This is a genomic window from Acinetobacter sp. FDAARGOS_494, assembly GCF_003812225.1.
GTDB lineage: Bacteria > Pseudomonadota > Gammaproteobacteria > Pseudomonadales > Moraxellaceae > Acinetobacter > Acinetobacter baumannii.
In genome coordinates this window covers 3,881,088-3,904,247 of record NZ_CP033866.1, presented here as the reverse complement: position 1 = coordinate 3,904,247, position 23,160 = coordinate 3,881,088, and the positions used below count along the sequence as shown (strand labels likewise).

26 protein-coding genes and 1 pseudogene are annotated in these 23,160 nt (G+C 36.2%); 11 read left to right on the top strand and 16 right to left on the bottom strand.

Annotated features, from left to right (window positions below):
• Window positions 1-281 precede the first annotated feature (281 nt).
• Entirely contained in the window at window positions 282-497 is a 216-nt protein-coding gene (locus EG365_RS18970) for a hypothetical protein (protein WP_001129188.1), read from the bottom strand.
• A gap of 190 nt (window positions 498-687) precedes the next feature.
• Window positions 688-1,152: a MarR family winged helix-turn-helix transcriptional regulator gene (locus EG365_RS18965; protein ID WP_000163427.1), complete on the bottom strand. Its 465-nt coding sequence runs from the start codon at window positions 1,150-1,152 to the stop codon at window positions 688-690.
• Between the two features lie 631 nt (window positions 1,153-1,783).
• Here EG365_RS18965 and EG365_RS18960 point away from each other — a divergent pair.
• Window positions 1,784-2,289, top strand: a pseudogene (locus EG365_RS18960) (hypothetical protein).
• A 45-nt stretch (window positions 2,290-2,334) separates the two neighbouring features.
• Here EG365_RS18960 and EG365_RS18955 read toward each other — a convergent pair.
• From EG365_RS18955 to EG365_RS18940, 4 genes are all read right to left on the bottom strand, one after another.
• Entirely contained in the window at window positions 2,335-4,053 is a 1,719-nt protein-coding gene (locus tag EG365_RS18955) for a fructose-specific PTS transporter subunit EIIC (protein ID WP_001192469.1), read from the bottom strand.
• Window positions 4,040-4,987: a 1-phosphofructokinase gene (gene pfkB / locus EG365_RS18950; protein WP_001062793.1), complete on the bottom strand. Its 948-nt coding sequence runs from the start codon at window positions 4,985-4,987 to the stop codon at window positions 4,040-4,042. Before pfkB ends, EG365_RS18955 begins: the two co-directional genes overlap by 14 nt.
• A gap of 14 nt (window positions 4,988-5,001) precedes the next feature.
• On the bottom strand, window positions 5,002-7,860 hold the full coding sequence (gene ptsP, locus EG365_RS18945; RefSeq protein WP_000880346.1) for a phosphoenolpyruvate--protein phosphotransferase: 2,859 nt from the start codon (window positions 7,858-7,860) through the stop codon (window positions 5,002-5,004).
• A 224-nt stretch (window positions 7,861-8,084) separates the two neighbouring features.
• Window positions 8,085-8,945 (bottom strand): alpha/beta fold hydrolase, encoded by an 861-nt coding sequence (locus EG365_RS18940; protein ID WP_000361718.1) that lies wholly within the window; start codon window positions 8,943-8,945, stop codon window positions 8,085-8,087.
• Between the two features lie 137 nt (window positions 8,946-9,082).
• Between EG365_RS18940 and EG365_RS18935 the strand changes: the two genes are divergently transcribed.
• Window positions 9,083-9,538: a hypothetical protein gene (locus EG365_RS18935; RefSeq protein ID WP_000365972.1), complete on the top strand. Its 456-nt coding sequence runs from the start codon at window positions 9,083-9,085 to the stop codon at window positions 9,536-9,538.
• Between the two features lie 33 nt (window positions 9,539-9,571).
• On the opposite strand, the gene EG365_RS18930 is transcribed toward EG365_RS18935, so the two are convergent.
• The 3 genes from EG365_RS18930 to brnQ all read right to left on the bottom strand — a co-directional run bounded on the left by EG365_RS18930 (window position 9,572) and on the right by brnQ (window position 11,989).
• On the bottom strand, window positions 9,572-9,817 hold the full coding sequence (locus EG365_RS18930) for a hypothetical protein (RefSeq protein WP_000949688.1): 246 nt from the start codon (window positions 9,815-9,817) through the stop codon (window positions 9,572-9,574).
• A 259-nt stretch (window positions 9,818-10,076) separates the two neighbouring features.
• Complete coding sequence (locus tag EG365_RS18925; protein WP_000838063.1) at window positions 10,077-10,496, bottom strand: GlcG/HbpS family heme-binding protein; 420 nt, start codon at window positions 10,494-10,496, stop codon at window positions 10,077-10,079.
• A gap of 191 nt (window positions 10,497-10,687) precedes the next feature.
• Window positions 10,688-11,989, bottom strand: a complete 1,302-nt coding sequence (gene brnQ, locus EG365_RS18920; RefSeq protein ID WP_001186685.1) for a branched-chain amino acid transport system II carrier protein — start codon at window positions 11,987-11,989, stop codon at window positions 10,688-10,690.
• A 352-nt stretch (window positions 11,990-12,341) separates the two neighbouring features.
• On the opposite strand from brnQ, the gene map reads away from it, so the two are divergent.
• Window positions 12,342-13,136 (top strand): type I methionyl aminopeptidase, encoded by a 795-nt coding sequence (map, locus tag EG365_RS18915; protein WP_001202776.1) that lies wholly within the window; start codon window positions 12,342-12,344, stop codon window positions 13,134-13,136.
• Window positions 13,137-13,188: 52 nt separating this feature from the next.
• Here map and EG365_RS18910 read toward each other — a convergent pair whose 3' ends face one another.
• Complete coding sequence (locus EG365_RS18910) at window positions 13,189-14,091, bottom strand: LysR family transcriptional regulator (RefSeq protein ID WP_000954523.1); 903 nt, start codon at window positions 14,089-14,091, stop codon at window positions 13,189-13,191.
• A gap of 243 nt (window positions 14,092-14,334) precedes the next feature.
• Between EG365_RS18910 and EG365_RS18905 the strand changes: the two genes are divergently transcribed.
• Complete coding sequence (locus EG365_RS18905) at window positions 14,335-14,658, top strand: hypothetical protein (RefSeq protein WP_000121844.1); 324 nt, start codon at window positions 14,335-14,337, stop codon at window positions 14,656-14,658.
• Window positions 14,659-14,704: 46 nt separating this feature from the next.
• Here the strand turns inward: EG365_RS18905 and grxD are convergent, their stop codons facing one another.
• Window positions 14,705-15,046 carry a Grx4 family monothiol glutaredoxin gene (gene grxD, locus EG365_RS18900; RefSeq protein WP_000138830.1) on the bottom strand — a complete coding sequence of 114 codons (342 nt, stop codon included), beginning with the start codon at window positions 15,044-15,046 and terminating at the stop codon, window positions 14,705-14,707.
• A 227-nt stretch (window positions 15,047-15,273) separates the two neighbouring features.
• Between grxD and EG365_RS18895 the strand changes: the two genes are divergently transcribed.
• Window positions 15,274-16,482 carry an aspartate aminotransferase family protein gene (locus EG365_RS18895; protein WP_000129953.1) on the top strand — a complete coding sequence of 403 codons (1,209 nt, stop codon included), beginning with the start codon at window positions 15,274-15,276 and terminating at the stop codon, window positions 16,480-16,482.
• 50 nt (window positions 16,483-16,532) lie between these two features.
• Here EG365_RS18895 and EG365_RS18890 read toward each other — a convergent pair whose 3' ends face one another.
• The 3 genes from EG365_RS18890 to EG365_RS18880 form a co-directional block, all read right to left on the bottom strand.
• Window positions 16,533-16,964: a CBS domain-containing protein gene (locus EG365_RS18890; RefSeq protein WP_000156920.1), complete on the bottom strand. Its 432-nt coding sequence runs from the start codon at window positions 16,962-16,964 to the stop codon at window positions 16,533-16,535.
• 140 nt (window positions 16,965-17,104) lie between these two features.
• A complete protein-coding gene (locus EG365_RS18885; protein WP_001087274.1) occupies window positions 17,105-17,479 on the bottom strand; it encodes a DUF2750 domain-containing protein in 375 nt (124 codons plus the stop codon).
• A gap of 537 nt (window positions 17,480-18,016) precedes the next feature.
• On the bottom strand, window positions 18,017-18,250 hold the full coding sequence (locus tag EG365_RS18880; protein ID WP_000616034.1) for a hypothetical protein: 234 nt from the start codon (window positions 18,248-18,250) through the stop codon (window positions 18,017-18,019).
• A gap of 215 nt (window positions 18,251-18,465) precedes the next feature.
• On the opposite strand from EG365_RS18880, the gene EG365_RS18875 reads away from it, so the two are divergent.
• From EG365_RS18875 to EG365_RS18850, 6 genes are all read left to right on the top strand, one after another.
• Window positions 18,466-18,825 carry a hypothetical protein gene (locus tag EG365_RS18875; protein ID WP_000185571.1) on the top strand — a complete coding sequence of 120 codons (360 nt, stop codon included), beginning with the start codon at window positions 18,466-18,468 and terminating at the stop codon, window positions 18,823-18,825.
• A gap of 100 nt (window positions 18,826-18,925) precedes the next feature.
• Window positions 18,926-19,252 carry a hypothetical protein gene (locus EG365_RS18870; RefSeq protein ID WP_000955083.1) on the top strand — a complete coding sequence of 109 codons (327 nt, stop codon included), beginning with the start codon at window positions 18,926-18,928 and terminating at the stop codon, window positions 19,250-19,252.
• A gap of 107 nt (window positions 19,253-19,359) precedes the next feature.
• The gene (gene ftsY, locus EG365_RS18865) at window positions 19,360-20,466 is read left to right on the top strand and encodes a signal recognition particle-docking protein FtsY (RefSeq protein WP_001187342.1); all 1,107 of its coding nucleotides are present in this window, start codon (window positions 19,360-19,362) and stop codon (window positions 20,464-20,466) included.
• 189 nt (window positions 20,467-20,655) lie between these two features.
• On the top strand, window positions 20,656-21,252 hold the full coding sequence (locus tag EG365_RS18860) for a nitroreductase family protein (RefSeq protein ID WP_000102943.1): 597 nt from the start codon (window positions 20,656-20,658) through the stop codon (window positions 21,250-21,252).
• Window positions 21,253-21,477: 225 nt separating this feature from the next.
• Window positions 21,478-22,149, top strand: coding sequence for a DUF2057 domain-containing protein (locus EG365_RS18855; RefSeq protein ID WP_000175350.1), 672 nt, complete (start codon window positions 21,478-21,480; stop codon window positions 22,147-22,149).
• A gap of 72 nt (window positions 22,150-22,221) precedes the next feature.
• Entirely contained in the window at window positions 22,222-22,746 is a 525-nt protein-coding gene (locus tag EG365_RS18850) for a GNAT family N-acetyltransferase (RefSeq protein WP_000593801.1), read from the top strand.
• Between the two features lie 12 nt (window positions 22,747-22,758).
• On the opposite strand, the gene EG365_RS18845 is transcribed toward EG365_RS18850, so the two are convergent.
• Together EG365_RS18845 and cydX are read right to left on the bottom strand one after the other, a co-directional pair.
• The gene (locus tag EG365_RS18845; RefSeq protein WP_085916945.1) at window positions 22,759-23,058 is read right to left on the bottom strand and encodes a cyd operon YbgE family protein; all 300 of its coding nucleotides are present in this window, start codon (window positions 23,056-23,058) and stop codon (window positions 22,759-22,761) included.
• Window positions 23,059-23,160 (bottom strand): cytochrome bd-I oxidase subunit CydX, encoded by a 102-nt coding sequence (gene cydX, locus EG365_RS18840; protein WP_000270276.1) that lies wholly within the window; start codon window positions 23,158-23,160, stop codon window positions 23,059-23,061.

The following is a 23,160-nucleotide window of genomic DNA, read 5'->3' as shown; positions in this document are numbered from 1 at the left end:
TTAATTAATTTAAATATTTATGAGAAAAAATTTAAAAAGAAAAAAGCATTTAAGTTATTAGAGGTTAATACAATAAATACTATTAACTTTACAAAAGTAATATAAAATAAGGTCTTATATTATCGTAAAATTCTTTTCATCAAAAAGGATATATAATTCCTTTTTGTGCATTTTATAGCCTACATTTTCCCCAAGATGTAGGTTTTTTTTATGTAAAAATTTTATTATTTTAATTTTATTTAACTTATTAAATTATAAATAAAAAAAGCCATGGAGGCTTTTTATACGGTTTCCGGCTTTTTCAACTGTTGTTGAATGTAGAGGTTCATATAATACTGCTCTATATAATCGTCAGCATAATTGTTAGCTAATGTCTTAGTAGCTACCTGTTCATGCTTGCTGTAACAGTTAGTTTCTAAATCTTTTTCAAGTACCCACCATTGACGGTTAATACGACGTACTTGAAACTTATCACTCTTATATTTTCTTTTAGCCATTTTTTCCTAAAATTACGTTAGAGATATTAAGAGAGAGTTTCTACTGGAGTTGAAGGAACAAGTCAACAAGCATAGTGTTTAATTGATTACTTTATGAAGTCTATATTCCTGTAAACATTAGAGAAAATAATAAAAAAGCTCTCATGAGAGAGCTTGAGAATTAATCGTTTTAAAATGTTGAAAACAACAATTATCGAGAAAGATTTTTTAAAAGCAATTTTAAGCTTTCCATCATTTTTTCTAGTTGAAGAGGGGTGATACCTTCGAATGATTGTTCAAGTACTACACTCGTTAGATCATTAATTTTATTAATCATTTCTGTACCACGTTCGGTAAGATATACACGTGTAATACGACCATCTGATTGACAAGAATAGGTTTCAACTAAGCCTTCATCTTTTAAGCGATAAACAATTTTAGTGGTAGTCGACATTTTTGAAATAATCATATCAGATAGTTCTGATACGCTAGCGTGAGGTTTACTACTTAGCGCAAGCATAATACGTCGACGTGAATTATCTAGGCCATATTTTTTGAGGGCATTATCAATATTTTGAACATATTGAGCATGGACCTGAGTAATCCAATAATATGGAAAATCTTCAAGAGTGAAAGATTCTGTTGTAGGTAAAAAACGCGCATACTTCTTTGTCATTGACTTTTCCCCATACCTTGGTGGATCGCATTTTATGAAACTTATTTTAATAGTGGAAAAATATAGTTTCACTAAGCAAGTTATATCAGGACTTTAAGTCATGAGCAAAATTTATATTGTTTGATTAACAAGGACAAACTATAAATTTTCCTCTTCTAATAAAACTTATTCCTTACCGTTTATTTGAACTTGGCTACTCGCTTGGTCGTAAAATGAACGATATTTGTTAGCATGAGAATCGTAGAAAAAAAAACTCGTTTTGAACGTGACATTTCTATCAAAATTTTTTGTCTACAAAGTCATAACTTAAAAAAATAAATCCATTCAATAGGTAAATATTTAAATTAATCATATGTTTAATTGATTTTTTGAAGATGAAAATTTACCATACATTTAACATGATTGATCAAATATTAAAGAAAATTAACTAATAAATGGATTTATATTATTGAATTTACTAAATTTTTAAATATTAATTTTACTGTTCAAAAGAATCATGATTTACGAATGTATTTTAATTAAGGAATTGTTTAATTGTTGATCTTTTGAATTGTATGTTAATTGTTATTTTTTATTTATTTTAATGTAGTGCATTTTCAAATAACGATAGATAAATTCTTCTGGATTAATGATGAAAAAATTACTAATTACTTCTATGGTAGCTTTAACGATAGGGTTAAATGGCTGTGCAAGCATCATTACAGGTTCTTCACAAACACTTACTTTTACAAGTGTGCCTGAGTCAGCAACTATTGAGATTAAAAATCGTAATGGGGTAAAAGTCCATACGGGGCAAACACCTGCTACCGTTAGCTTAAAAAAGGTGCCGGTTATTTCAAACCAGAAAGTTATCAAGTATCTTTCAGTAAACCTGGTTATCAAACTAAAACGGTAGAAGTTACAGGTACTCTTAGTGGCTGGTATTTAGGTAATATTATTTTTGGCGGTTTAATTGGGCTTTTAATTGTGGATCCAGCTACTGGAGCAATGTATAAGTTGGCACCAAAAGATATAAATACAGTATTAGAAGCTCAAAATTTAGTAGGAGAAGCTAAGCAAAAGCCCACGCTAACAGTGATGCTGGCTCAAGATATTCCTGAGCAAATGATGGCCCGTGCAGTACAAATTAATAAATAAAAAATAGTAATAAAAAAGGGAGAATTTATATTCTCCCTTTTTAAATTATGAGTTTGTTAATAATTTTTCTTCTTGATTCTTTTTAATGATGGCATAACTTACTCCCGTTACGATACTTCCAGCCGCAATTGCTGCAAGATACAACCACGCATGATTGATTGCATTTGGAATCAGTAATACAAATACACCGCCGTGTGGAGTCACAAGCTCACAGTGAAATAAAGCAACTAATGCACCAGTTACTGTGCCACCTAGAATACAGGTTGGAATAACGCGCATTGGATCTTTTGCTGCAAATGGAATTGCACCTTCTGAAATAAAGCATAAACCAAGCACAAATGCAGCTTTACCTGCATCTTTTTCACCAGTACTAAATTTATTTCTAGCGAGGAAAGTTGCAATTGCCATCCCAATTGCAGGAACCATACCGCCTGCCATCGTGGCTGCCATTGGCATATAGGTATTGGTAGTAAGTAGTCCGACTGTAAAAGCATAAGCAGCTTTATTGATTGGTCCGCCCAAATCAATACACATCATACTTGCCAGAATAATTCCCATTAATACAGCATTTGTTGTGCCCATATTGTTGAGGAAATCTTTCATTAACTCAAAAATATGCGCTACAGGTTGACCTACCACATAGAACATAATCAGCCCAACAGATAATGTTCCTAATAATGGAATAATCAAAATGGGCTTAAGAGACTCTAAACTAGTTGGGAGCTTAACTTTTTTAGCTATAAATAACGCGATATAACCTGCAAGGAAACCAGAAACAATACCGCCTAAAAAACCTGCTTGTAACTGTGCTGCCAATAATCCCCCGATTAAACCTGGTGCAAGACCAGGGCGATCTGCAATCGAATATGCAATATAACCCGACAGCATGGGTACCATGAGGGTAAATGCTGCTGCGCCAATCTGTTTTAATATGGCTGGCAGACTACCAGCTTGTTCCGCTGCATTTAGGCCAAAACATAAAGAAAGTGCAATTAGCAAGCCACCCGCAACAACCATAGGCAGCATATAAGAAACACCAGTTAATAAGTGTTTATATACACCAACTTTTTCAGTTTTATCCTTATTTTCAGTTGTTGCTTGCTGTTTACCTTGTTCTAAAACCTGAGCATTAGCAATTGCCTCAGCAAAAGCCTTGTCGGTTTGTTTTAAAGCAAAACCAGTGCTACATCTATAGACACGCTTACCTATAAAGCGGTCAGTGTTGACTTCAATGTCAGTAGCAAGAATAACAATATCGGCATCAGCAATCGCTTGAGGTGATAAAATATTCTTCGCACCTACAGAACCTTGAGTTTCTACATCGATTTGATACCCAAGTCTTTCTGCACCTTGTTGTAACGCTTCAGCTGCCATAAATGTATGGGCAACTCCAGTTGGGCAAGCAGTAATGGCAACAAAATGAGTTGCGGTATTTGAAGCTTGCTTAGGTTTTTGTTCCCACTCATTTGCTGGTTTTGAGTGTTCAAGTGCCGTTAAAAGTGCTTTGTCTGCATCATCTTTAATATCTTCAATAGAAACTAAAGATAAAGCGTTTTGACCAAAAATATTTAGATTTTTAGGTTGCTGTCCAATAATAATGACATGATCAAAATGATCGCTTGATTCAAACTCATCGAGTGAAATGACACTATGTTTATAACCGTGTTGGGTTGCGACTAAAGCAAGTTTACGAGCCAAGATTAAAGCATTGACTTGCTGTTGCGGACCATTAGTGACAAATAATAAATGTTTAGCAGTTTGCATCAGATTCACTCAATGAATTGATAATAGTTTGTGCTTTTAATTGGTTTAGAACCTCAGAAGTAGGGATTCGAAAACCAATTTGTGTTACAGCATGGCTTGCAATGGCTGTCGCAGTTTTTAAGGTCTCTTCAGGAGGCAGTTGGTTAACAAGCCCATGGATCATGCCGGCTAAGAGTGAATCACCAGCGCCTACTGTACTTTTTACGATAACTTTTGGTGCTTGAGCATGTAAGGGGTGAGTGGCGTGTAACCAATTTACGCCATCTTCACCCATTGAGATAACCACATGCTCAATATTGGTTAAGCTATCAAAAAGTTCTCTTTGTTCAGCATAGCTTGTTGCTGGACGTTGATAACTTTCAACCAACTCATCGGTATTCGGTTTGATCATCCAAGGTTGACATTCAATTGCAGCAACCAATGCTTTACCACTGGTATCTAGGGCAACTTTCTTATTATTTTTTTTGATCAGTTGAATAAGTTGTTGTAACTCATCAATACTAAAACCTTGCGGGAGGCTACCAGCTATTGCAACAACCTCGACTTGTGGTAACAGAGCTTCAATCTTATTAAATAGCCTTTGTTTGTCTGTTTCAGAAACAAAAAAACCTTTGCCATTTAAATCTGTCATCCGCCCAGAATGCTCAGCAATTTTTATATTTTGACGTGTTTCACCATCAATATAAATAAACTCAGGTTGAAATTGAGCTTGTGCAAAATGTGTATCGAAAATTTGTCGATTATGCTCACCTAAAAAGCCGGTTACGATTACATCATGACCTAAGTCTTTTAATACTTGAGCAACATTAAGGCCTTTGCCAGCCGCATGAATTTCTACCGACTCTTGTCGATTCACTTCTCCTACTAGTAACTCATCCAGTTGAATGGTTACATCAATTGCAGGGTTTAAAGTAATTGTTAAAATTTTAGCCATTACTATTCCCAATCTTATAAGTCTTGTTCAGATAGCTGGCGCACAGCAGGGGCGCTATCGCATAGTAAAGCTTGTTGCGCAAGCTTTTGAGCATGGCTATAGCTTAGTGTGCGGATTTGAGCTTTTACTAAAGGAATGCTATTTGGGGACATACTCAGTTCGTCTACGCCTAATCCCATGAGAATAGGGACAGCTTTCGGGTCTGCTGCAAGCTCACCACAGATTCCTACCCATTTGCCATGTTTGTGGGCAGCTTTCACTGTTTGATCAATCAAATTAAGAATACTTGGATGTAATCCGTCTGCTTCCGCTGAGAGTATTGGGTGGCCTCGGTCAATCGCTAACGTATATTGGGTCAGGTCATTTGTGCCGATACTGAAAAAGTCGACTTCTTGTGCAAGAACCGGTGCAAGTAAAGCAGCAGACGGAACCTCAATCATAATGCCAACTTGTAAATTGCCACATGGATGTTGGGCTCTTACTTCGTCAAGAATTGCTTTGGCAGCACGCCATTCTTCAACGCGTCCAATCATAGGGAACATAATTCGTAACGGACGATTATCAGATGCTTTTAGTAGAGCGGTTAATTGCTGTTTTAAAAGTTCAGGGCGTCTTAAAGTTAAACGGATTCCTCTTAAACCTAAGAATGGGTTTTCTTCTTCAGCAATTGGTAAGTAAGGTAAAGGTTTATCACCACCTACGTCTAATGTACGTACCACAAGCGGGCGACCTGCAAGTGCATCTAATACAACTCGGTAATCAGCTTCTTGAACAGCCTCATTAGGTGCACTGCTATGAGACATAAAAACAAGTTCGGTTCTAAGTAGGCCAATTGCTTCAGCACCACATTCTACTGCTTGTGCTGTCGCTTGAACTTTACCCAAATTGGCTGCAATTTCGATTTGGTGTTGATCTAAGGTAATTGCTGGCTCGTGGCTATGACGTTCAGCTTCTTCACGAATTTGACGCTGTTGCTCACGCTCTTGCTTGGCTTGTTCGATTTGTGCAACATCTGGATCTAAAACAAAAGTTCCCGTATCACCATTAATAAGTAAAGTGCTTTTCGGATCAATTTCTAGGACTTGTTCACCAGCACCAACAATAGCGGGAATGCCTAAAGCACGTGCGACAATTGCACTATGCGCACTTGCACCACCTATAGCAGTTAGAATACCTGCGACACGGTCTTTGTTGAGACGAGCGACATCACTTGGCCCAACGTCATGCATGATTAGAATATAAGGCTCTTTAGGCTCTTCAATAACCACTTCACCACATAATTGGGTTAAAACTCTGTCGCCAATGTCACGTAGGTCTGTTGCGCGTTCAGCGAGTAAACGATCTGGTAGAGCTTCCTGTGCTTTAGCTGCAGCTTCAATATGTTCATGCCACGCAGCTGGTGCTGATAAATTTTGATAAATTTTTTGATATACACCATTAATTAAATCAGGATCATCAAGCATTTCTAGGTGAGCTCGAAAGATTTGTTTAATTTCAGAGGCATCAGCTTTGGCTATGACTTGGTGAATATTGTTTTTTACTGCATGTAGGGCAATATCTAAATTTTCTTTCTCGACTTTTACGCCTGAACCCATACGTTCATATTGATAAACCTTTGGTTTAATCACATGGACAGGTCCAAAAGCTAAGCCACTTGATGCTGCAATGCCCGTATTGTTACCCAATGTCGTAGCATTTGATATTACCGTTTGAGCAGGGAGCTGGTCAGGTGTTTCACTGGTTACAGGTAGCGCTTCAACTTCTTCACCTAAGCCTTGCTGCACTGCCAAAATAACTTGATCTAAAGCCTCTACGGCATCGGTTTCTGGCTCAGCGATAAAACGTAGAGTTTGGCCACGCTTACAACCTAACGCTAAAAGACGAGTTAAACTTTTGGCAGAAACAAAGCTACCATCGTCTACTGCAACTTGGATGTCGCCTTGAAAGGTTTTTGTAAGATTGACAAGGTGTGTAGCTGGTCGGGCATGTAAGCCGTGTGCATTTGCCAGTACTACTGAACGTTGAGGCCAGTCAGGAACAACGTCAGCTCCAATAATTTTTGCAATTTCGTTTGGTGTTTGAGTTTTATCTAGCTCGGCAACTTGCTCAGGGTTAAATAAAATATCAATTAAACGATTAAATCTTTCATTATCGAGTTGGTCATTGGCTGCTATACAAACGAGGGTGTTCAGCTTTTTACCATTTAGCTCTAATGCCTGTGATGGTTTAGTAATGCTAATAGCTGGTTGCTGAACAAAGTGATCGCTAGAAATGGACCAGATTTGATCTTGCAGTTGAATGGCTTGTTCTGGATCAAGTGAACTTAGAAAACCACATTTTACAAAATTATGTTTTTTGAGTGTTTGAGAAGCTGCCCAAAATAAATCTTCGATATCTTGTGCATCGATTTCGGTTTGAATAAGATTTTCATGAAGCGCTAAAGATAATGGCTGAGCTTGTAGTAATTCGATAATCTGCTCAGGTTTAGAAGCATTTTTTACTTGTTCGCTGACGTCATGCATTAATGCACGAGTAAGAATTTGCAAAACTTGCAAATGTTCATCAGATTTTGCTGCAATCACTACAGCTAAATAAATTTTATTTTCTCCATCCCAGATCACGCCTTCGGGGAAATGGGCTAAGCGGATACCTGTTTTTAAAATATATTCACGTGATTGAGGAGTACCGTGAGGAATGGCAATGCCTTGGCCTAAATAAGTCGCGCTTTGTTGTTCACGATTGATGAGTCCCGTTATATATTCAGGCGTAACTAACCCATCTTTTTCTAATATATCTACTAGACACTTTAATGCATGTGTTTTATCAACAGCATGTTGATTCATATGAATATGTTGAGGCTCTAGTGCTAGCATAATTATCCTTGAACAATTTCTTTGGCTTTAGCTAAAACAGAAAAAAAGAAGCTGTTTGCATTAAACAAGTAAATATACCTGTTTTTTGACAACAGCTTCAGATGAATTACCTTAGCAGAACTTTAACGGTATATCGACGCATTTAAGTAAAAAGCTGCTCGTTTTTAATACAAAAAAACCTCTAAGCCGGATTACTGACTTAGAGGCGAAAATAAAAGCAGTGATTAATGTTTAATTTCTTGTTCTAAAATAGACCAAAGTTTTTGATGTGATTTTTTAAATAACAGCATATGGCCAATTGATTTATAGCCTAAATCTTTTGGGCTAAGTTCAATCATTTTTTTATTCGCATTTGGATATAAACTTAATAATTCTTGTACGTTACGTTTGGTTGCAATCTCATCATCATCAGCCCAAATAGCAGTAATTGGACATTGAATATCTGAATGAAAATCATGAAAAATCGTCTTACCTATGGCATTTTTTACATATCCGGGACGGCTACAAAACTCTCGCCATTGTTGAGCAACTTTTTTAGGTAGGTTTTCTCCCATACCAATGAATTGAGTTGCTCCATAACCTTTAACAATACTAGAAATAGGGAAGATAAGATTAAACATAACTGGCGCTAAAACCTTGGTTTTTCCTTTAAGGCCTTTAATATGTCCAGTTGAACCTGCAACCGTTATCACTTTTGCGACTTTATTATAGTTAGGTACGACTCCTAGTAGTTGTCCGCCAGCACTATGTCCAATAAGAATAACTTGATTTGCTTTCGTTTTTATTAATAAAGCATCAATTGCAGCAGGAATATCAAGTGTTCCCCAGTCGGTAATACTTGCGGTACTTTGTTTTAAGGCTCCATGTAGGGACTCGCCAATACCACGGAAGTCAAAACTCAATACATCATAGCCTTGTTGGCTTAACCATGTTGCGAAAGAGTGATAAAAGTTTTTAGTTATACCTGTTGCTGGGCAAATCAGGATAGGGTACTCAGCTTTCTTTTCTTGAGCAGGATAAAATTGAGCTGCAAGCTGATAACCATCTTTACAGGTTATCCAAAAAGATTCAAAAGTCTTATCCATAGATTTAAAGTTAATTGGCTAATCATTTATCTTAATGTACATGAGTTCTGAAAAGGTACTTGATTAAAATGTGACTATAAAGTCAAGATTTATGTTATATAGCTCATCAAATCTTGATAAAACGAATAATGGAAATTATGGATTTATCGAAAGCTGTACAGCTGGCTATTGTCTTTAGTGGCGTCTTTTTATGGATAGGAATGTTAACTGGAGTATGGAAATATTGGCAAATACGCCGTTCCGAATTAAGCCGTGCACATTATTATGTAGATATTGCACATAGAAGCAGTTTGCTTTATGCAGCAGCCACACTTATTCTGGCTGTATTGAGCTATTTCACGATTTTAAATGAAGATATTGCTTTATGGTGTGTATTGGCAAATATACTGTTTTTTAGTTTCTCAATTTTAGTTTATATCATCCACGGATTTTTGCAGGATACGACCAATCAGTTTAAACAACCTCATAGGTTAGGGCATTTCAGTTTACCTGCATGGTTGATGACATTTATGATGTTCGCTTTAATTATTACTGAGCTGTTAGCAACTGCTATTTTAGTGATGGGGACAATTTTATTGTTTTTAAGCAAATAAAAATGGATGATCGCTCATCCATTTTTAGAATTCTTATTTCTGTTGACTAAGTCGTCTTTTAGCTAATTTTCGCATTTTGTGGTCGACAAAGGCCCATACACAAAATACAAAAGAAACAACCATGGCATACATAAAGTATTCGGGTTTCAGATTCCCTTTAATCATACCTTGAAACAGTAAAGTCAGCATAAGAGCAAGCGTCGTTACTCCATAAACAACTGAATCTTTGCTGTTCAGAGTGTTAATGAAGACTTGTTTGTTGAAATGTAATGATAACATCTCCATCCCTCCTTGTGGTTGCGCTAAAACCGAATGTTTTAGTCAAGAATAAGTTTAATGTTGTACTTGTATTTTTAGCTTAATTCAATAGTCAATAGAAAATTTTTTGAACAGTTTTATAAAAACTTCTATGTTTATAAATGGTTAAGGTATTAAAAAAGTAAATATTAAACATTTTTGTATAAAATAATTACTTTTTTAGAAAAGAGAAATTATTTAAATGAAATGTGTAATAATTTCTCTGTTCTTTAAATTTGCTTTAGCTACTTTGTTTTTTTAAAAAAACATCAATAGCGTGTTGAGCAATTTCAGCATCTTCAAAAGATTGAACACCTGAAACACCAATCGCACCTAAAATCTGGCCTTCATAAATAATCGCTTTTCCGCCTTCTAGCATACCTTTAGCACTTGGCATACTCAAGAAACCAAGACGACCATTTTGAAGAAGCTCTTCGTAAAATTTTGAAGGACGACCACTCATTGATGAGCATTTAGCTTTTTCTAAGCAAAGATGTGTGGTGAGAGGAGAAGCGCCATCTAGACGTTTCATAAGTAATAAAGAGCTTGTTTCATCAACAATGGCTATACTAACTTTAAAGTTGTGTTCAATTGCATATTTCTGAGCTTCTTCCATTAAAAACTCAGCATCTGCTAATGTTAAATAATATTTACTTTTCATTTATGCTCTTCTTTCCTGAGTAAGCTAAAAATTATTTTAGTGTAATATTACAGTAAAAATTAATTATATCTATAGTTGAATTGTCACTAAATGCTGATGTTAGAAATAAAATGCCGGTTGGGTAAACGCAGCATTTTATTCGATATATAAAATCATGTTTGGGTAAAACTCGATTTCAAAAAAACATCAGATTAAATGCTTTTATGTTTAACTTTGTCGATAAGAGTAGTCACTACAAGAACAACTAAAGATGGGATCAACCATGCCAAGTTTTGTTCATTTAACGGTAAGTGTTGAAGAAAATTAGGGAGGTAGTCACCAAAGCCTGCAACTTTAAGCCCGTCAATAATTCCGAAAATTAAAGCAATGCTTGTTACTGAACCGACAATAAAAGATGGTTTGTGCCAAAATTTCCAGAAGAAACTGAGCATAATAACTACAATTGCAGGTGGATAAATTGCACTTAAAACTGGTACTGATACGGCAATTAGCTTAGTCAATCCAAGGTTGGAAATAATGAAAGAGAAACCAACCAAGATGAAAACTAAAAGCTTATATGGCAACTTAGTAAGTTGAGCGAAATATTCAGCACATGCACAAGTTAAACCAATTGCAGTAACCATACATGCTAAGAAAATGAGACCTGTTAAGAAGAGTGAACCCATATTCCCAAAAGCATGTTGAACATATGCATGTAGGATTACAGCACCATTTGCTGCATTAGGAGCGACTTCATGACTACCCAAACCTAATTTAAATAAGCTTAAGTAAACTAAAGTAAGTCCTACACCAGAAATAAGGCTGGCAATAATTGCATACTTGGTTACTAGCTTGTTGTCAGTAACACCACGCGAATAGATCGCTTGAATAATGACGATACCAAATACTAAGGCACCTAAAGTATCCATGGTGAGATAACCATTTACGAAACCTTCTGAAACAGGAGAGTTAACGTAATGATTAATTGGAGCAGGAACATAACCCGCAGGAATCATAACCGCTGCAATACCTAAAATTGCTAAAGCGATAATTTTCAGAGGAGCTAGAACATGTCCAACTGTGTCTAAAAGCTTGTTCGGATATAAAGAAACGACAGTTACAAATGCGAAGTAAATTGCACTATAAATTAAAAGGCTACTGCTAGACGTTCCAAAATAAGATGAGAAACCAATTTCATAAGAAACAGTTGCGGTGCGTGGTGTAGCAAATAAAGGGCCAACTGATAGATAACAAACTACAGTTAAGATCAGACTTGCGATACGACCTAGCGGTGAACTAATAATTTCAATGGAACCCTGCATACGAGAGAGGGCCATAATGGTAATTACAGGTAAACCAACGGCAGTAATCAAAAAACCTATGGCAGCTAGCCATACATGATCACCAGCTTGTTGAGCGACAATGGGAGGAAAGATAATATTGCCAGCCCCAATAAAGAGGGCAAAGGTCATAAAACCTAAGGCAATAATATCTCCGGTACGAAGCTGTTGCATAAATTAAATTTAACAAAAAAGAAAGAATTTTAGAGCAAAAGAAATCATGATCAAGCGCTATTTTATGTGAAAAAGCTTTTTTTTAGGCCGTATCAATCATCCAGAGATATTAAAAATATCAACTGGTTAAGTTATCTACTTGAAAACTCATTGAAAGAAATAAAGAAAACATTTTTTAGGTCTGAATTTTTAAAGAAATTGTGTAAAAATGAAAATATAAATTTCTATTATGAATGTTGAATATTTGGACATTAAAAGCTTTCCGCCTATCCTATATCCATTCTACAATATTCTAAATTAACTAACATTTTTGTAGGCGTGGTAAAAGCAGTGTCTACGAGGATAAAATTGAATGAGAGCTTCTACTGTTACAATTAAAACTGAACAAGATCTAGAAAAATTAAGAGTTTCTGGGCGTTTGGCTGCACAAGTTTTAGAAATGATAGGGGAGTATGTCAAGCCAGGCGTAACAACTGAATATTTAGACAATATTTGTAATGATTACATCGTAAATACTTTAAAAGTTATACCGGCTAATGTGGGTTATCATGGATTCACAAAAACAATATGTACTTCAGTCAATGAGGTGGTATGTCACGGTATCCCTTCTCAAAATAAAATTTTAAAAGATGGCGATATTATTAATATTGATGTAGCAATTATTAAAGACGGCTATTTTGGTGATACGAGCCGTATGTACTATGTCGGTAACGTAAATCCACATGCTAAAAAATTAGTTGAAACTACTTATGAAGCAATGGTCGCTGGTATACATGCAGTTAAACCAGGGGCGACTTTAGGGGATATTGGTTACGCTATTCAATCGGTCGCTCATCGCGAAGGATATAGCATTGTTCGTGAATATTGCGGGCATGGTATTGGTAAAGTTTATCATGAACAACCTAATATTCTGCATTATGGACAACGCGGCCAAGGTCTTGTTTTGAAAAAAGGGATGGTCTTTACAATTGAACCTATGGTTAATGCAGGCAAACCTCAGGTAAAAGAGCTAAATGACGGCTGGACCGTAATTACCCAAGATCATTCGTTATCTGCTCAATGGGAACATATGGTTGCTGTTACAGATACAGGATTTGAATTATTAACGCCGTGGCCCGAAGGTGTGGGAAATTATCCAGAAATTTAATATGCATAAAAAAAGTTCGATAATCTATCGAACTTTTTTATGTGGCTTTGATTTATGGATGTTCTGAAAGATGTTCTACCAAATAATCAATAAATACACGTACAGCTGGCAGTAAACCTCTTCGTGACGGATAAACAGCATGGAATATACCGTGGGCTGCTTTCCAATCTGGCAAGATTTGTACAAGTTGACCTGATTTTACAAAATCCTCAGCTGCTGTGTCAGGTAGCAAGGCAATACCACAATTTTGACTTGCAAGTTGGGCAAGCATATAAATATTTGTTCCCATGATAGTTGGGCTAACTTTCACTTTCTTCAGTTGGTTGTCTGGGCCATGTAATATAAATTGTTGATCTAAATGTTCTTCAGACAAGCTTAAAATACGATGATCACTTAACTCATCAGGTGACTTAATATTACCAAACTCATTTAAATAAGCTTGGCTTGCAAAGAGACTTTGTTCTATGAGTGCAAACTGTCTTAGTACCAGACTAGGGTCATCATCTAGTTTAGATCTGACTCGTAGAGCAATATCAATCCCTTCATTAATTACATCAACGCGTCGATTACTTACAATAAGTTGTAATCGAATTTCAGGATATTTTTTTAAAAATGCTGGCAAAATTTTGGGTAGCTGGTTTTGTGCTATATCTACAGGAACGCTTACTTTGACTACACCTCTTGGTTGAATACTTAAGTGATCAACCAAATCATGAGCTGCTTGTGCGGCATTCATCATGACTTGGGCGTGTCTATAAATATCCATACCAATATCGGTAACTGCAAAATGACGAGAACTGCGCTGAATTAAGCGAACCCCTAAATTTTCCTCTAAGTTATAAACACGACGACTTAATTTTGATTTTGGAATATCCGTAACACGTTCGGCGGCACTAAATCCACCATGCTCAACAACAAGGGCAAAACAATAAAAATCATCAAGATCTGTGAGCATTAAAATATCCTATTTATGCAACACTAAAGATTTTACATTATTACTTTTGCAACGATAAAGTTTGATTTTAATTTTTTGTAAAAAGCTTATTAATAAACCTTAAAAGAGATGTTTAGATGATTTGAAATTTCATTGTAATTACATTTAAATTATTTTGTAATTTAATTTCTTAAATTAATAGACAAATATGGCGCTTATAAGCTAATTCTCCTAAAATATATTTTTCTCGATTTTTTAAATAATATGTCTTACCAGTTAGTTGAATTAGAGAACGCAACCGCTAATATTATTTGCCCGATTTGTAAGCTTGCCGTTATTGATTGGACACAAGAGCAATATGTTCAACCTTGTGAACATACAGTATTTATTGCAATGGACTTAGGATTTGAGTTTGTTGCTGACCGTTTTGAAGAAGTTATGAATCAAAACGTAGATGAGTTACATGAAGATCCGAACATAAATATTTTTGATGCAATAACGACTACACCATATAAAAATTTAACTATTTTAAAAGCAGATCTTGGTGTAGATGGGCTATTTCGTTATGTCGGTATAAGTGATTGTTAAATTTATAAGTATAAAAAAGCCAATCTTTCGATTGGCTTTTTTATTATTAAGCTTCTGGAGCTGCGCTGTATTGTTCGATTAATGGTTTTAATTCGCCATTTTGGAACATTTCAAGCATGATATCGCTACCACCAATAAGCTCGCCGTTTACCCATAATTGTGGGAAAGTAGGCCAGTTTGCAATTTTTGGTAAAGTTGCACGAATATCAGGGTTTTCTAAGATGTTCACATATGCAAATGGACGACCAATTTGACTGAGCGCCTCTACTGCACGTGCAGAGAAACCACATTGTGGAAACTGTGGAGTGCCTTTCATGTAAAGTAAAACGGGATGCTTCGCAATTTGATCGCGAATTAACGCTTCAGTATCACGTGCTTGTTCAGTCATAAATAGATCCTCAACTAATCTTGCAGCATTATAGGGGGTGTTCACATCGCTTTGCAAACCGCCTTGTTGCTTAAAGTTGCACAGAATATTCAATATTTTATTGTATAAACCGAAGCGATAGCAAAAAGCAGACGAAATTTTAGATAAATGAATGATGAGACTTTTCATCAGTGCAAGTTTTTGTTTATATAAACCCTTCTTAAAACCTCATACAGACAGAGTTCGTGATGACTGATATTACCCTAGCTCCAGTACAACCTGATCAACCAACACATTTAATGGCTACTTATGGTCGCCAAGCGATCAGTTTTGTTCGAGGCCGAGGGGCGTATCTTTATACACAAGATGGTACAGAATATTTAGATGCACTCACTGGTATTGCTGTATGTGGTTTAGGGCACTCTCATCCAGCTATTGCAGAAGCCATTGCAGAGCAAGCAGCTACACTCGTGCATACGAGTAATTTGTTTGAAATTCCTTGGCAAACTGCGGCTGCTCAAAAGCTTGCTGAAGTTTCAGGTATGGAAGAAATTTTCTTTTCAAACAGTGGCGCCGAGTCAAATGAAGGAGCAATTAAAATTGCTCGTAAATTTGGTACTCAACAAGGTATAAGCTTGCCAAAGATTATTGTTGCTGAGCAGTCCTTTCATGGTCGTACTTTGGCGACACTTTCTGCAACAGGTAACAAGAAAGTACAAGACGGTTTTGCACCTTTAGTGGAAGGCTTTATTCGAGTGCCATTTGGTGATATTGAAGCGATTCAAGAGGCTGCCTTACAGCATCCAGATATCGTTGCTATTTTAATTGAACCAATCCAAGGTGAAGGTGGTATTAATACTGCTCCACAAGGATTTAGCTATTTAGAAGAAGTTCGCCAAATTTGTAACCAGCATAACTGGTTAATGATGCTAGATGAAATTCAAACTGGTAATGGTCGTACTGGTAAATACTTTGCGTATCAACATACGAATATTATTCCGGATGTTTTGACCACAGCAAAAGGTTTGGGTAATGGTTTTCCGGTGGGTGCTGTAATGACTCAAGGTAAAGCAGTAGGCTTGTTAGGGCCTGGCAGTCATGGTTCTACTTATGGTGGTACAGTATTGGGTTCTCGTGTGGTTTACACGGTAATTGATACGATCCAGAAGGAAAATGCAGTAGAGAATGCAGCAGTAGTGGGTAATTATATTGTTGACCAATTACGTGCCCAATTGTCGGATAAGAATGTGCAAGTACGTGGTTTCGGTATGATGATTGGTATCCAATTACCTAAAGATTGTGCTGAGCTCGTTGCGATTGCTCGTGATGAATACAAACTTATTATTAACGTTACGGCAGGTTCGGTGGTGCGTTTATTACCGCCAATTAACATGACACAAGCTCAAGCTGATATTTTGCTAGAGCGTTTAGTCGCATTAATTACGAATTATCTTTAAGTTTAAAAACAATAAAAATGGGCGTTAATCGCCCATTTTTATTTTTGTATTTAGCCTGAAATATATTGCTTTAATTGTTCAATCAAAACTTTCTGGTCTTCCATTGCGGCTTTAACCAAATCACCAATTGAAATGAAACCAACCAATTTTCCATTATCTAATACAGGTAAGTGACGTAAATGACGATCGGTCATGAGCTGTAAACATTCTTCAACCGTATTATTTAAACCTACCGTGATCACTTTTGCTGTCATAATTTCAGCTACTGTAGTGCTATAAGATGAGCGCTCCATAAGCGTTACTTTTCGTGTGTAATCGCGTTCAGATAATATTCCAACAACTTGTTCACCTTCTGCTACGACTAAAGCACCAATACCTTTTTCAGCCATAATCGTAATTGCTTCGAGGACAGTTGCTTCGGGTGAAATTGTAAAAATGGCTTGTTCAGATTTGTTCTTAATTACTTGTGCAACGATAGTCATTTCTTCTGTCCTGTTGTTTTATCATTTTGATTTAAATTAGCTCGATTTTTGAAAAATGCAAAGACTTGCTAGTCATTCAAATATAAGTTTTATGTTCAAGCGTTCAAAAAGCACGCTATATTGGGTAGCTCAAAGAAACTTTAAGCTACCTGCCATTTTGGATGATTAAAAAAGAAATGATGCATTTGCTGTGTAGATAACTTCAACTTGCGATGAGATGAGTTAAATAAAGCAGGAGTGACTTTTAACCGTGTTAAAGTAGGTAATAAAGATTCATGGAAGTCTTTTGGGGTAATTTTTCTTGGCTTGTAATTGGGCCAGTGAGTTTTGGCGTATCGATGTGCTTGTACTCCATTTAGCCAGAACGGAAAAATAAAATCTTCCTGATCTGATTTAATGGCCCAGCCTTCATCAAATAGTCCCCACAGAACCCCGCAGTACATCATGGTTCTTAAAATATAAATCTTGATCATCAAGTCTTTAGAAACCGGTTGTAGATTACTTAAACTGTTCATTTTAAATTTAAAGGTTTTCAACTTGTCCTGCTTATTATAAGAGAAACACATGACATTTCAGTTTAAACAGGTGTCAAATCGTAAACAAATATTGATGACTAGAAATATCTATACAAATAAATGCTGGATAAGGGTGGGACTTTCTAAGTCACGACTGAAGTGGCGAAGTAAGGCTTTAGATAAATAGGTAATTTTGGTTTTGTATAGGTATAAAAAAACGCCACCTGAGCAAGACAAAGCGGCTAAAGCTTTGGGGAAGCGCAAGATGAACATAGTTATGGTTAATTTATATTGAACTTTTTACAGGTATAAAAAAACGCCACCTGAGCAAGACAAAGCGGCTAAAGCTTTGGCGAAGCGCAAGATGAACATAGTTATGGTTAATTTATATTGAATTTTTTACAGACATAAAAAAACGCCACCTGAGCAAGACAAAGCGGCTAAAGCTTTGGCGAAGCGCAAGATAAATATAGTTATGGTTAATTTATATTGAACTTTTTATAGGTATAAAAAAAACGCCACCTAAGTGACGTTTCTTTATGCTTGCATCGTGGCTAGTTTCTGCCAGTATTGTGCTTTCATGGAATCACGTTCAACACGGAAACCTTGGTAGTATAGTTCTGCTAAGAACAAAGCAGCTTTACCGTGACCAGCACGAGCAACTTCTTCTAACTGTGCAACTGCATCTTGGAAATTCATTTGAGACTGAATTGTGTTAACCGCAGTTGCGTATACATGTTCTAAATCATGATGAGAGATACGTTGAATCATATAAAACTCCTTATTGTAATTATGATTACTTTTTCTAAAGGCCACTGCCTTTGAACTAATTTAACTTAGAATTGTTAAACTAATATTACAAATTAATGGATTTGTCAACCATTAAGAAGCATCAATTAGTTCACTATTAGGATACATGATTAAACATTATTCACAAATAATTTTGAGTAAAATCAATATGAGAATAAAAGACAAGGAGAATAACTATGACAAATACTATTGATGGCTTTGTTTTTGATAATCCTCCTAAAGAGGAGCAAATCATAGAACTTGCCCATTACCATCGTAAATTATTAGACGAAGCAATTTTCCATCAAGAAATACATTTAGGGGATTATTGTTTAGCACAAAGGAAACGGGTTTTCGACTATGCTCGTCAATTAGACCCTAATCAAAAAGCTTGGTTCTATCAAGTTTATGATGGTGAACTTAGAAAGATTGCAGATGAAGATGAATTGCACCCAGCAGATGCAGAAGAAGGTTTAAGTATTTTTGCTATGCTATTAGTATTAGTTATTATTGCTGCAATTTTATACTTCTCTGTAATTCGTTCCTTAATGGGCTAGCAATTGTCATCCAGTAAGGTTAAAGAATAATAGCCTTACTGGATTTTGACCTTGTGCTGAAGTGCATTGAACCCTACACTACATTCATTAGAGGTAGGTCATGCTCACATTCAAAGAAAATTTTCTTAAATTAAAGTCTGAGTTAAAGGCAGATCAATGTTTTAATCTGGTTGTGATTATTATCATTGGCTGTATTTTTATGCTGTCTTATTTGGCATTACTACGTCCTGTGAATTCAGAACAGTATCAACGAATTGTGCAACTTTCTCGACAGGCTACTTATCCAAGAACTCAAGATATGGCCGAGTTGATTATGGCTCAATCAGAAATTCATAGAGCAGAGTATTTAAAGTTAATGCATGCTTATCAGTTTGAACATAATCATATCAAGCAATATCCTGCATTAGCGCAAGAAGATACTCAATAAGTATTGTCTTTATTTCAAAAAGGTTTTGCACGCTATTGAAGCAGGCAAAAATTTGAATTTATGCTAAACTTTCCGTTTTTTAACACGCTGCTTTTCAAGGAATCGGCATGCAACAACAATCGAATATGCAAAATAAATTCTTGATAGATGCTGAGATCGGGGATGACGATGTCACATTGCCTAATTTACCTGCTATCGATGTTCCTATCGTTGAGTCACCTGTTAAGCAAGAAGTAAAAGCTGAAGAAGTTGTCGAGGCTGCACCTTCTACAGAACCTGAGCAACCAAAATCTGGTTTCTTTGGACGAATGAAAGAAGGCTTGAGCAAAACTCGCCGTAATTTCACCGATGGGATGGTTAATATCTTAATTGGTGGGAAAGAAATTGATGATGAGTTGCTTGAAGAAGTCGAAGAGCAATTATTAGTTGCAGATATTGGTGTTGATGCAACAAAAACGATTATTACCAACTTAACTGAACGTACTGCTCGTGGTGATTTGATCTATTCACATTCACTTTATAAAGCCTTGCAAGAAGAGTTAGTTGCTTTGCTTGCTCCACGTGTGAAGCCTTTGCATATTGACCCTAATAAATCACCTTATGTGATTTTAATGGTTGGGGTAAATGGTGTTGGAAAAACAACAACAATTGGTAAATTAGCGAAGCGTTTACAAGGTGAAGGCAAAAAAGTGATGTTGGCGGCAGGTGATACATTCCGTGCTGCTGCTACTGAACAATTGCAAATCTGGGGTGAGCGTAACGATATTGCTGTAGTTGCTCAAGGTCATGGTGCCGATAGTGCATCAGTTATTTTTGATGCTTTTGAAAGTGCGCGAGCTAAAGGTATTGATGTACTGATTGCAGATACTGCGGGCCGTTTGCATAACAAAAGTAATTTGATGGAAGAGCTTAAGAAAGTTAAGCGTGTTATGCAAAAAATTGATGCAACAGCGCCTCATGAAATTATGTTGGTTGTAGATGCGGGTACTGGGCAAAATGCAATCAACCAAGTACAAGAATTTGACCAGGCTGTCGGTTTAACAGGTATTACCATTACTAAGTTGGATGGTACAGCAAAAGGTGGAGTATTATTTAATATTGCTAGTCGTACTCATGTGCCAATTCGTTTCATTGGTGTGGGTGAAAAAATTGATGATTTAAGACCATTCTCGGCGAAATCGTTTGTTGCAGCACTATTTGAAACTGAAAAATAATTCTTAGCCAAGACTTAAGAAAAACCTCACAAAATAGTGAGGTTTTTTTATATCCATATCTTTTTTTATTGTTGCGAAAATAAAACGAACTGTCATATTTTTAATGCTGATTATAAGAAATGAGTTCCATAGACTATATTCATTCCCAAACAACGGCCCCTGGTCAATTAAATAGGTAGGAAATAAAAAATGTCTACTTTCTTAGATAAAATTAAAAACCGTCGTACTATTTATGCAATTGGTAAAAATGTTGCATTAGATCGCACAAAAATTGAAGAAACTATTCGTGAAGCGGTTAAACATAGCCCATCAGCGTTCAACTCTCAATCTTCACGTGTTGTTACTCTTTATGGTGAATCACATGCTAAATTTTGGAATTTAGTTCGTGAAGCATTACGTAAAATTGTTCCTGCAGATGCCTTTGCCGGTACAAATGCAAAGATTGATAGCTTCGTTGCTGGTGTTGGTACAGTACTATTTTATGAAGATCAAGCTGTTGTTAAAAGCTTGCAAGAGCAATTTGAATTATATGCAGATAACTTCCCAGTTTGGTCTGAACATTCAAGTGCAATTGCTCAGTTTGCGACTTGGACTGCGCTTTCAGAACTTGGTTTAGGCGCATCGTTACAGCATTATAACCCGATTGTTGATGCTGATGCTGCTGAAGCATTTGATGTTCCAGCAACTTGGAAATTACGTGCTCAACTTGTATTTGGTTCTGTTGAAGCACCAGCTGGTGAAAAAGCATTTATTAGCGATGAAGATCGTTTTAAAACATTCAACTAAATTGAGTGGATGAAAAGAGTACCTAGAGGGTACTCTTTTTTTATGCTTTTAAAATTAGTTAGAAATTAATGATCAATAAAATAGGTGTTTATTAGAATTCAAAAAAATATTTTAAAAGCTTGAGCGGCGGCTTTGTAAACAGGAGGTTGTCATAAAATCGTCATAATCATATTGCATATTGCTCATGTTTTTACAAACTATTAAATATTACAGAGACGTGAACAGATGACTTTAAGATTAAGTGTCGCTGCGATGGGTTTATTACTCAGCGGTTCAGTATTTTCAGCAGTTACAATTACAGCGCCAGAGGAAATCGTAATCCTTGCGGTGAATGGTCAGGAAGTCAACTCTGGATTATTCCGTTCTTCTAAAAATAATTATAAAGTCGATGCTGGTGAGACAAGCCTAAGTGTACGTTATCAAGAATATTTTGAGCATTTAAGTGGCGAACACGATATTGTTAAGTCAGGAGTGGTTACCATTCAAACTCCAGCGCTTAAAGATGGTCAAACTTATAAGCTTGCAATGGTAGATGCTCCAAAACAATTTGAACAAGCCAAAAAATATGCTGAGCAACCTACAGTGGCTTTATATAATTCAAATAATGAGTTAATTGTTCAACAAACTGGTGCCAATAATGAGGCAAGGCCGTGGTTTGCATCGGGATTGCTAGGGAAAGTTACTGATTTCACGACTAAATCATCTAAACAACAACCTGACGCTGTGTATGCAGCTGCAAAACCTACCACGACTCAAGCTAATGCACCTGTTGCAACAACTATGCCTCCTACTGGTGTAGCACAAACTAATGATCAGCGTTTGGCAGAAATTTGGAAAAAATCTTCTAAAGCAGAGCGTCAAAAGTTTATGGCTTGGTTGGCTGAGCAGTCGAATTAATTGCTATTCAAAATAAAGCCGATTTAATATCGGCTTTATTTTTAGAATATTTTAAATAGCCTAAGTATATTTATGATCAAATTAAATTTCCGTTTAGCAGAATTTAGTGACATCCCAACACTAGTAGAGTTGATTAATCAGTCATATAGAGAACAACAAGGTAGAAGCTGGACTACTGAAGTTGAATATGTAAAAGGGCAACGTATTAATAAAGAGCAATTGAAACAACAATTAGAATTACCTAATTCAGTATTATTAATTGGAGAAATAGATTCTTCAAAAGTTGTTACATGTATTGGTCTTACATTTCAAAGCAATACAGTTGAGATAGGAACATTTTGTACAGATCCGCATGTTCAGAATATGAAAATAGGACGTTCTGTTTTGGAGTACGCTGAACAATTTGCTTTACACAAAGTACCTGAATTGGACAGCGCAATCATGTATATTTTAAATGTGCGTTCAGAGTTAATTGCTTATTATGAAAGACGCGGATATATAAAAACAGGTAATCATGAACCATATCCGCTTGACGCAAATGTTGGATTACCACTTATACCAATTAAACTAATCGAAATGAAAAAGGACCTCAAATGAGGTCCTTTTTGTTTAGGTTAGAAACCAGATGTAATAGCCTAAAAGCATGAGAGGCCAAGCTATCCATGGACTAAACAACCATTTCCATAACCAGAAGTGCGGCACAAAACCCACTCCATAAATGAAGCCTCCGGAAATACCCACCATCACCAGCATAAGCTGGCTATGATTGTAGTGTCCGTTTGCATCTAACATGAGGGAAGGATGCACCAGTAAAATTACAGCAAGCGGCAATGCCAACAGAAATGAAATGGCCATTGCGAATGCTTGAGCTTTTCGTTGATTTGATGCTGTCATTGCGGTTGCCATGATTTATTCCTCATCTAAATTTTGATGATGTTCGATATAAAGAGCACTCAATACACCCGCGAAACATGCCATCAAAATTCCAAGAATCCATGCGAAATACCACAT

Excerpts from the sequence above, each read along its gene's own strand:
- EG365_RS18970 (WP_001129188.1), bottom strand. The coding sequence starts at position 497 with ATGGCTAAAAGAAAATATAAGAGTGATAAGTTTCAAGTACGTCGTATT.
- EG365_RS18965 (WP_000163427.1), bottom strand. The coding sequence starts at position 1,152 with ATGACAAAGAAGTATGCGCGTTTTTTACCTACAACAGAATCTTTCACT.
- EG365_RS18955 (WP_001192469.1), bottom strand. The coding sequence starts at position 4,053 with ATGCAAACTGCTAAACATTTATTATTTGTCACTAATGGTCCGCAACAG.
- pfkB (WP_001062793.1), bottom strand. The coding sequence starts at position 4,987 with ATGGCTAAAATTTTAACAATTACTTTAAACCCTGCAATTGATGTAACC.
- ptsP (WP_000880346.1), bottom strand. The coding sequence starts at position 7,860 with ATGCTAGCACTAGAGCCTCAACATATTCATATGAATCAACATGCTGTT.
- EG365_RS18940 (WP_000361718.1), bottom strand. The coding sequence starts at position 8,945 with ATGGATAAGACTTTTGAATCTTTTTGGATAACCTGTAAAGATGGTTAT.
- EG365_RS18935 (WP_000365972.1), top strand. The coding sequence starts at position 9,083 with ATGGATTTATCGAAAGCTGTACAGCTGGCTATTGTCTTTAGTGGCGTC.
- EG365_RS18930 (WP_000949688.1), bottom strand. The coding sequence starts at position 9,817 with ATGTTATCATTACATTTCAACAAACAAGTCTTCATTAACACTCTGAAC.
- EG365_RS18925 (WP_000838063.1), bottom strand. The coding sequence starts at position 10,496 with ATGAAAAGTAAATATTATTTAACATTAGCAGATGCTGAGTTTTTAATG.
- brnQ (WP_001186685.1), bottom strand. The coding sequence starts at position 11,989 with ATGCAACAGCTTCGTACCGGAGATATTATTGCCTTAGGTTTTATGACC.
- map (WP_001202776.1), top strand. The coding sequence starts at position 12,342 with ATGAGAGCTTCTACTGTTACAATTAAAACTGAACAAGATCTAGAAAAA.
- EG365_RS18910 (WP_000954523.1), bottom strand. The coding sequence starts at position 14,091 with ATGCTCACAGATCTTGATGATTTTTATTGTTTTGCCCTTGTTGTTGAG.
- EG365_RS18905 (WP_000121844.1), top strand. The coding sequence starts at position 14,335 with ATGTCTTACCAGTTAGTTGAATTAGAGAACGCAACCGCTAATATTATT.
- grxD (WP_000138830.1), bottom strand. The coding sequence starts at position 15,046 with ATGACTGAACAAGCACGTGATACTGAAGCGTTAATTCGCGATCAAATT.
- EG365_RS18895 (WP_000129953.1), top strand. The coding sequence starts at position 15,274 with ATGACTGATATTACCCTAGCTCCAGTACAACCTGATCAACCAACACAT.
- EG365_RS18890 (WP_000156920.1), bottom strand. The coding sequence starts at position 16,964 with ATGACTATCGTTGCACAAGTAATTAAGAACAAATCTGAACAAGCCATT.
- EG365_RS18885 (WP_001087274.1), bottom strand. The coding sequence starts at position 17,479 with ATGAACAGTTTAAGTAATCTACAACCGGTTTCTAAAGACTTGATGATC.
- EG365_RS18880 (WP_000616034.1), bottom strand. The coding sequence starts at position 18,250 with ATGATTCAACGTATCTCTCATCATGATTTAGAACATGTATACGCAACT.
- EG365_RS18875 (WP_000185571.1), top strand. The coding sequence starts at position 18,466 with ATGACAAATACTATTGATGGCTTTGTTTTTGATAATCCTCCTAAAGAG.
- EG365_RS18870 (WP_000955083.1), top strand. The coding sequence starts at position 18,926 with ATGCTCACATTCAAAGAAAATTTTCTTAAATTAAAGTCTGAGTTAAAG.
- ftsY (WP_001187342.1), top strand. The coding sequence starts at position 19,360 with ATGCAACAACAATCGAATATGCAAAATAAATTCTTGATAGATGCTGAG.
- EG365_RS18860 (WP_000102943.1), top strand. The coding sequence starts at position 20,656 with ATGTCTACTTTCTTAGATAAAATTAAAAACCGTCGTACTATTTATGCA.
- EG365_RS18855 (WP_000175350.1), top strand. The coding sequence starts at position 21,478 with ATGACTTTAAGATTAAGTGTCGCTGCGATGGGTTTATTACTCAGCGGT.
- EG365_RS18850 (WP_000593801.1), top strand. The coding sequence starts at position 22,222 with ATGATCAAATTAAATTTCCGTTTAGCAGAATTTAGTGACATCCCAACA.
- cydX (WP_000270276.1), bottom strand. The coding sequence starts at position 23,160 with ATGTGGTATTTCGCATGGATTCTTGGAATTTTGATGGCATGTTTCGCG.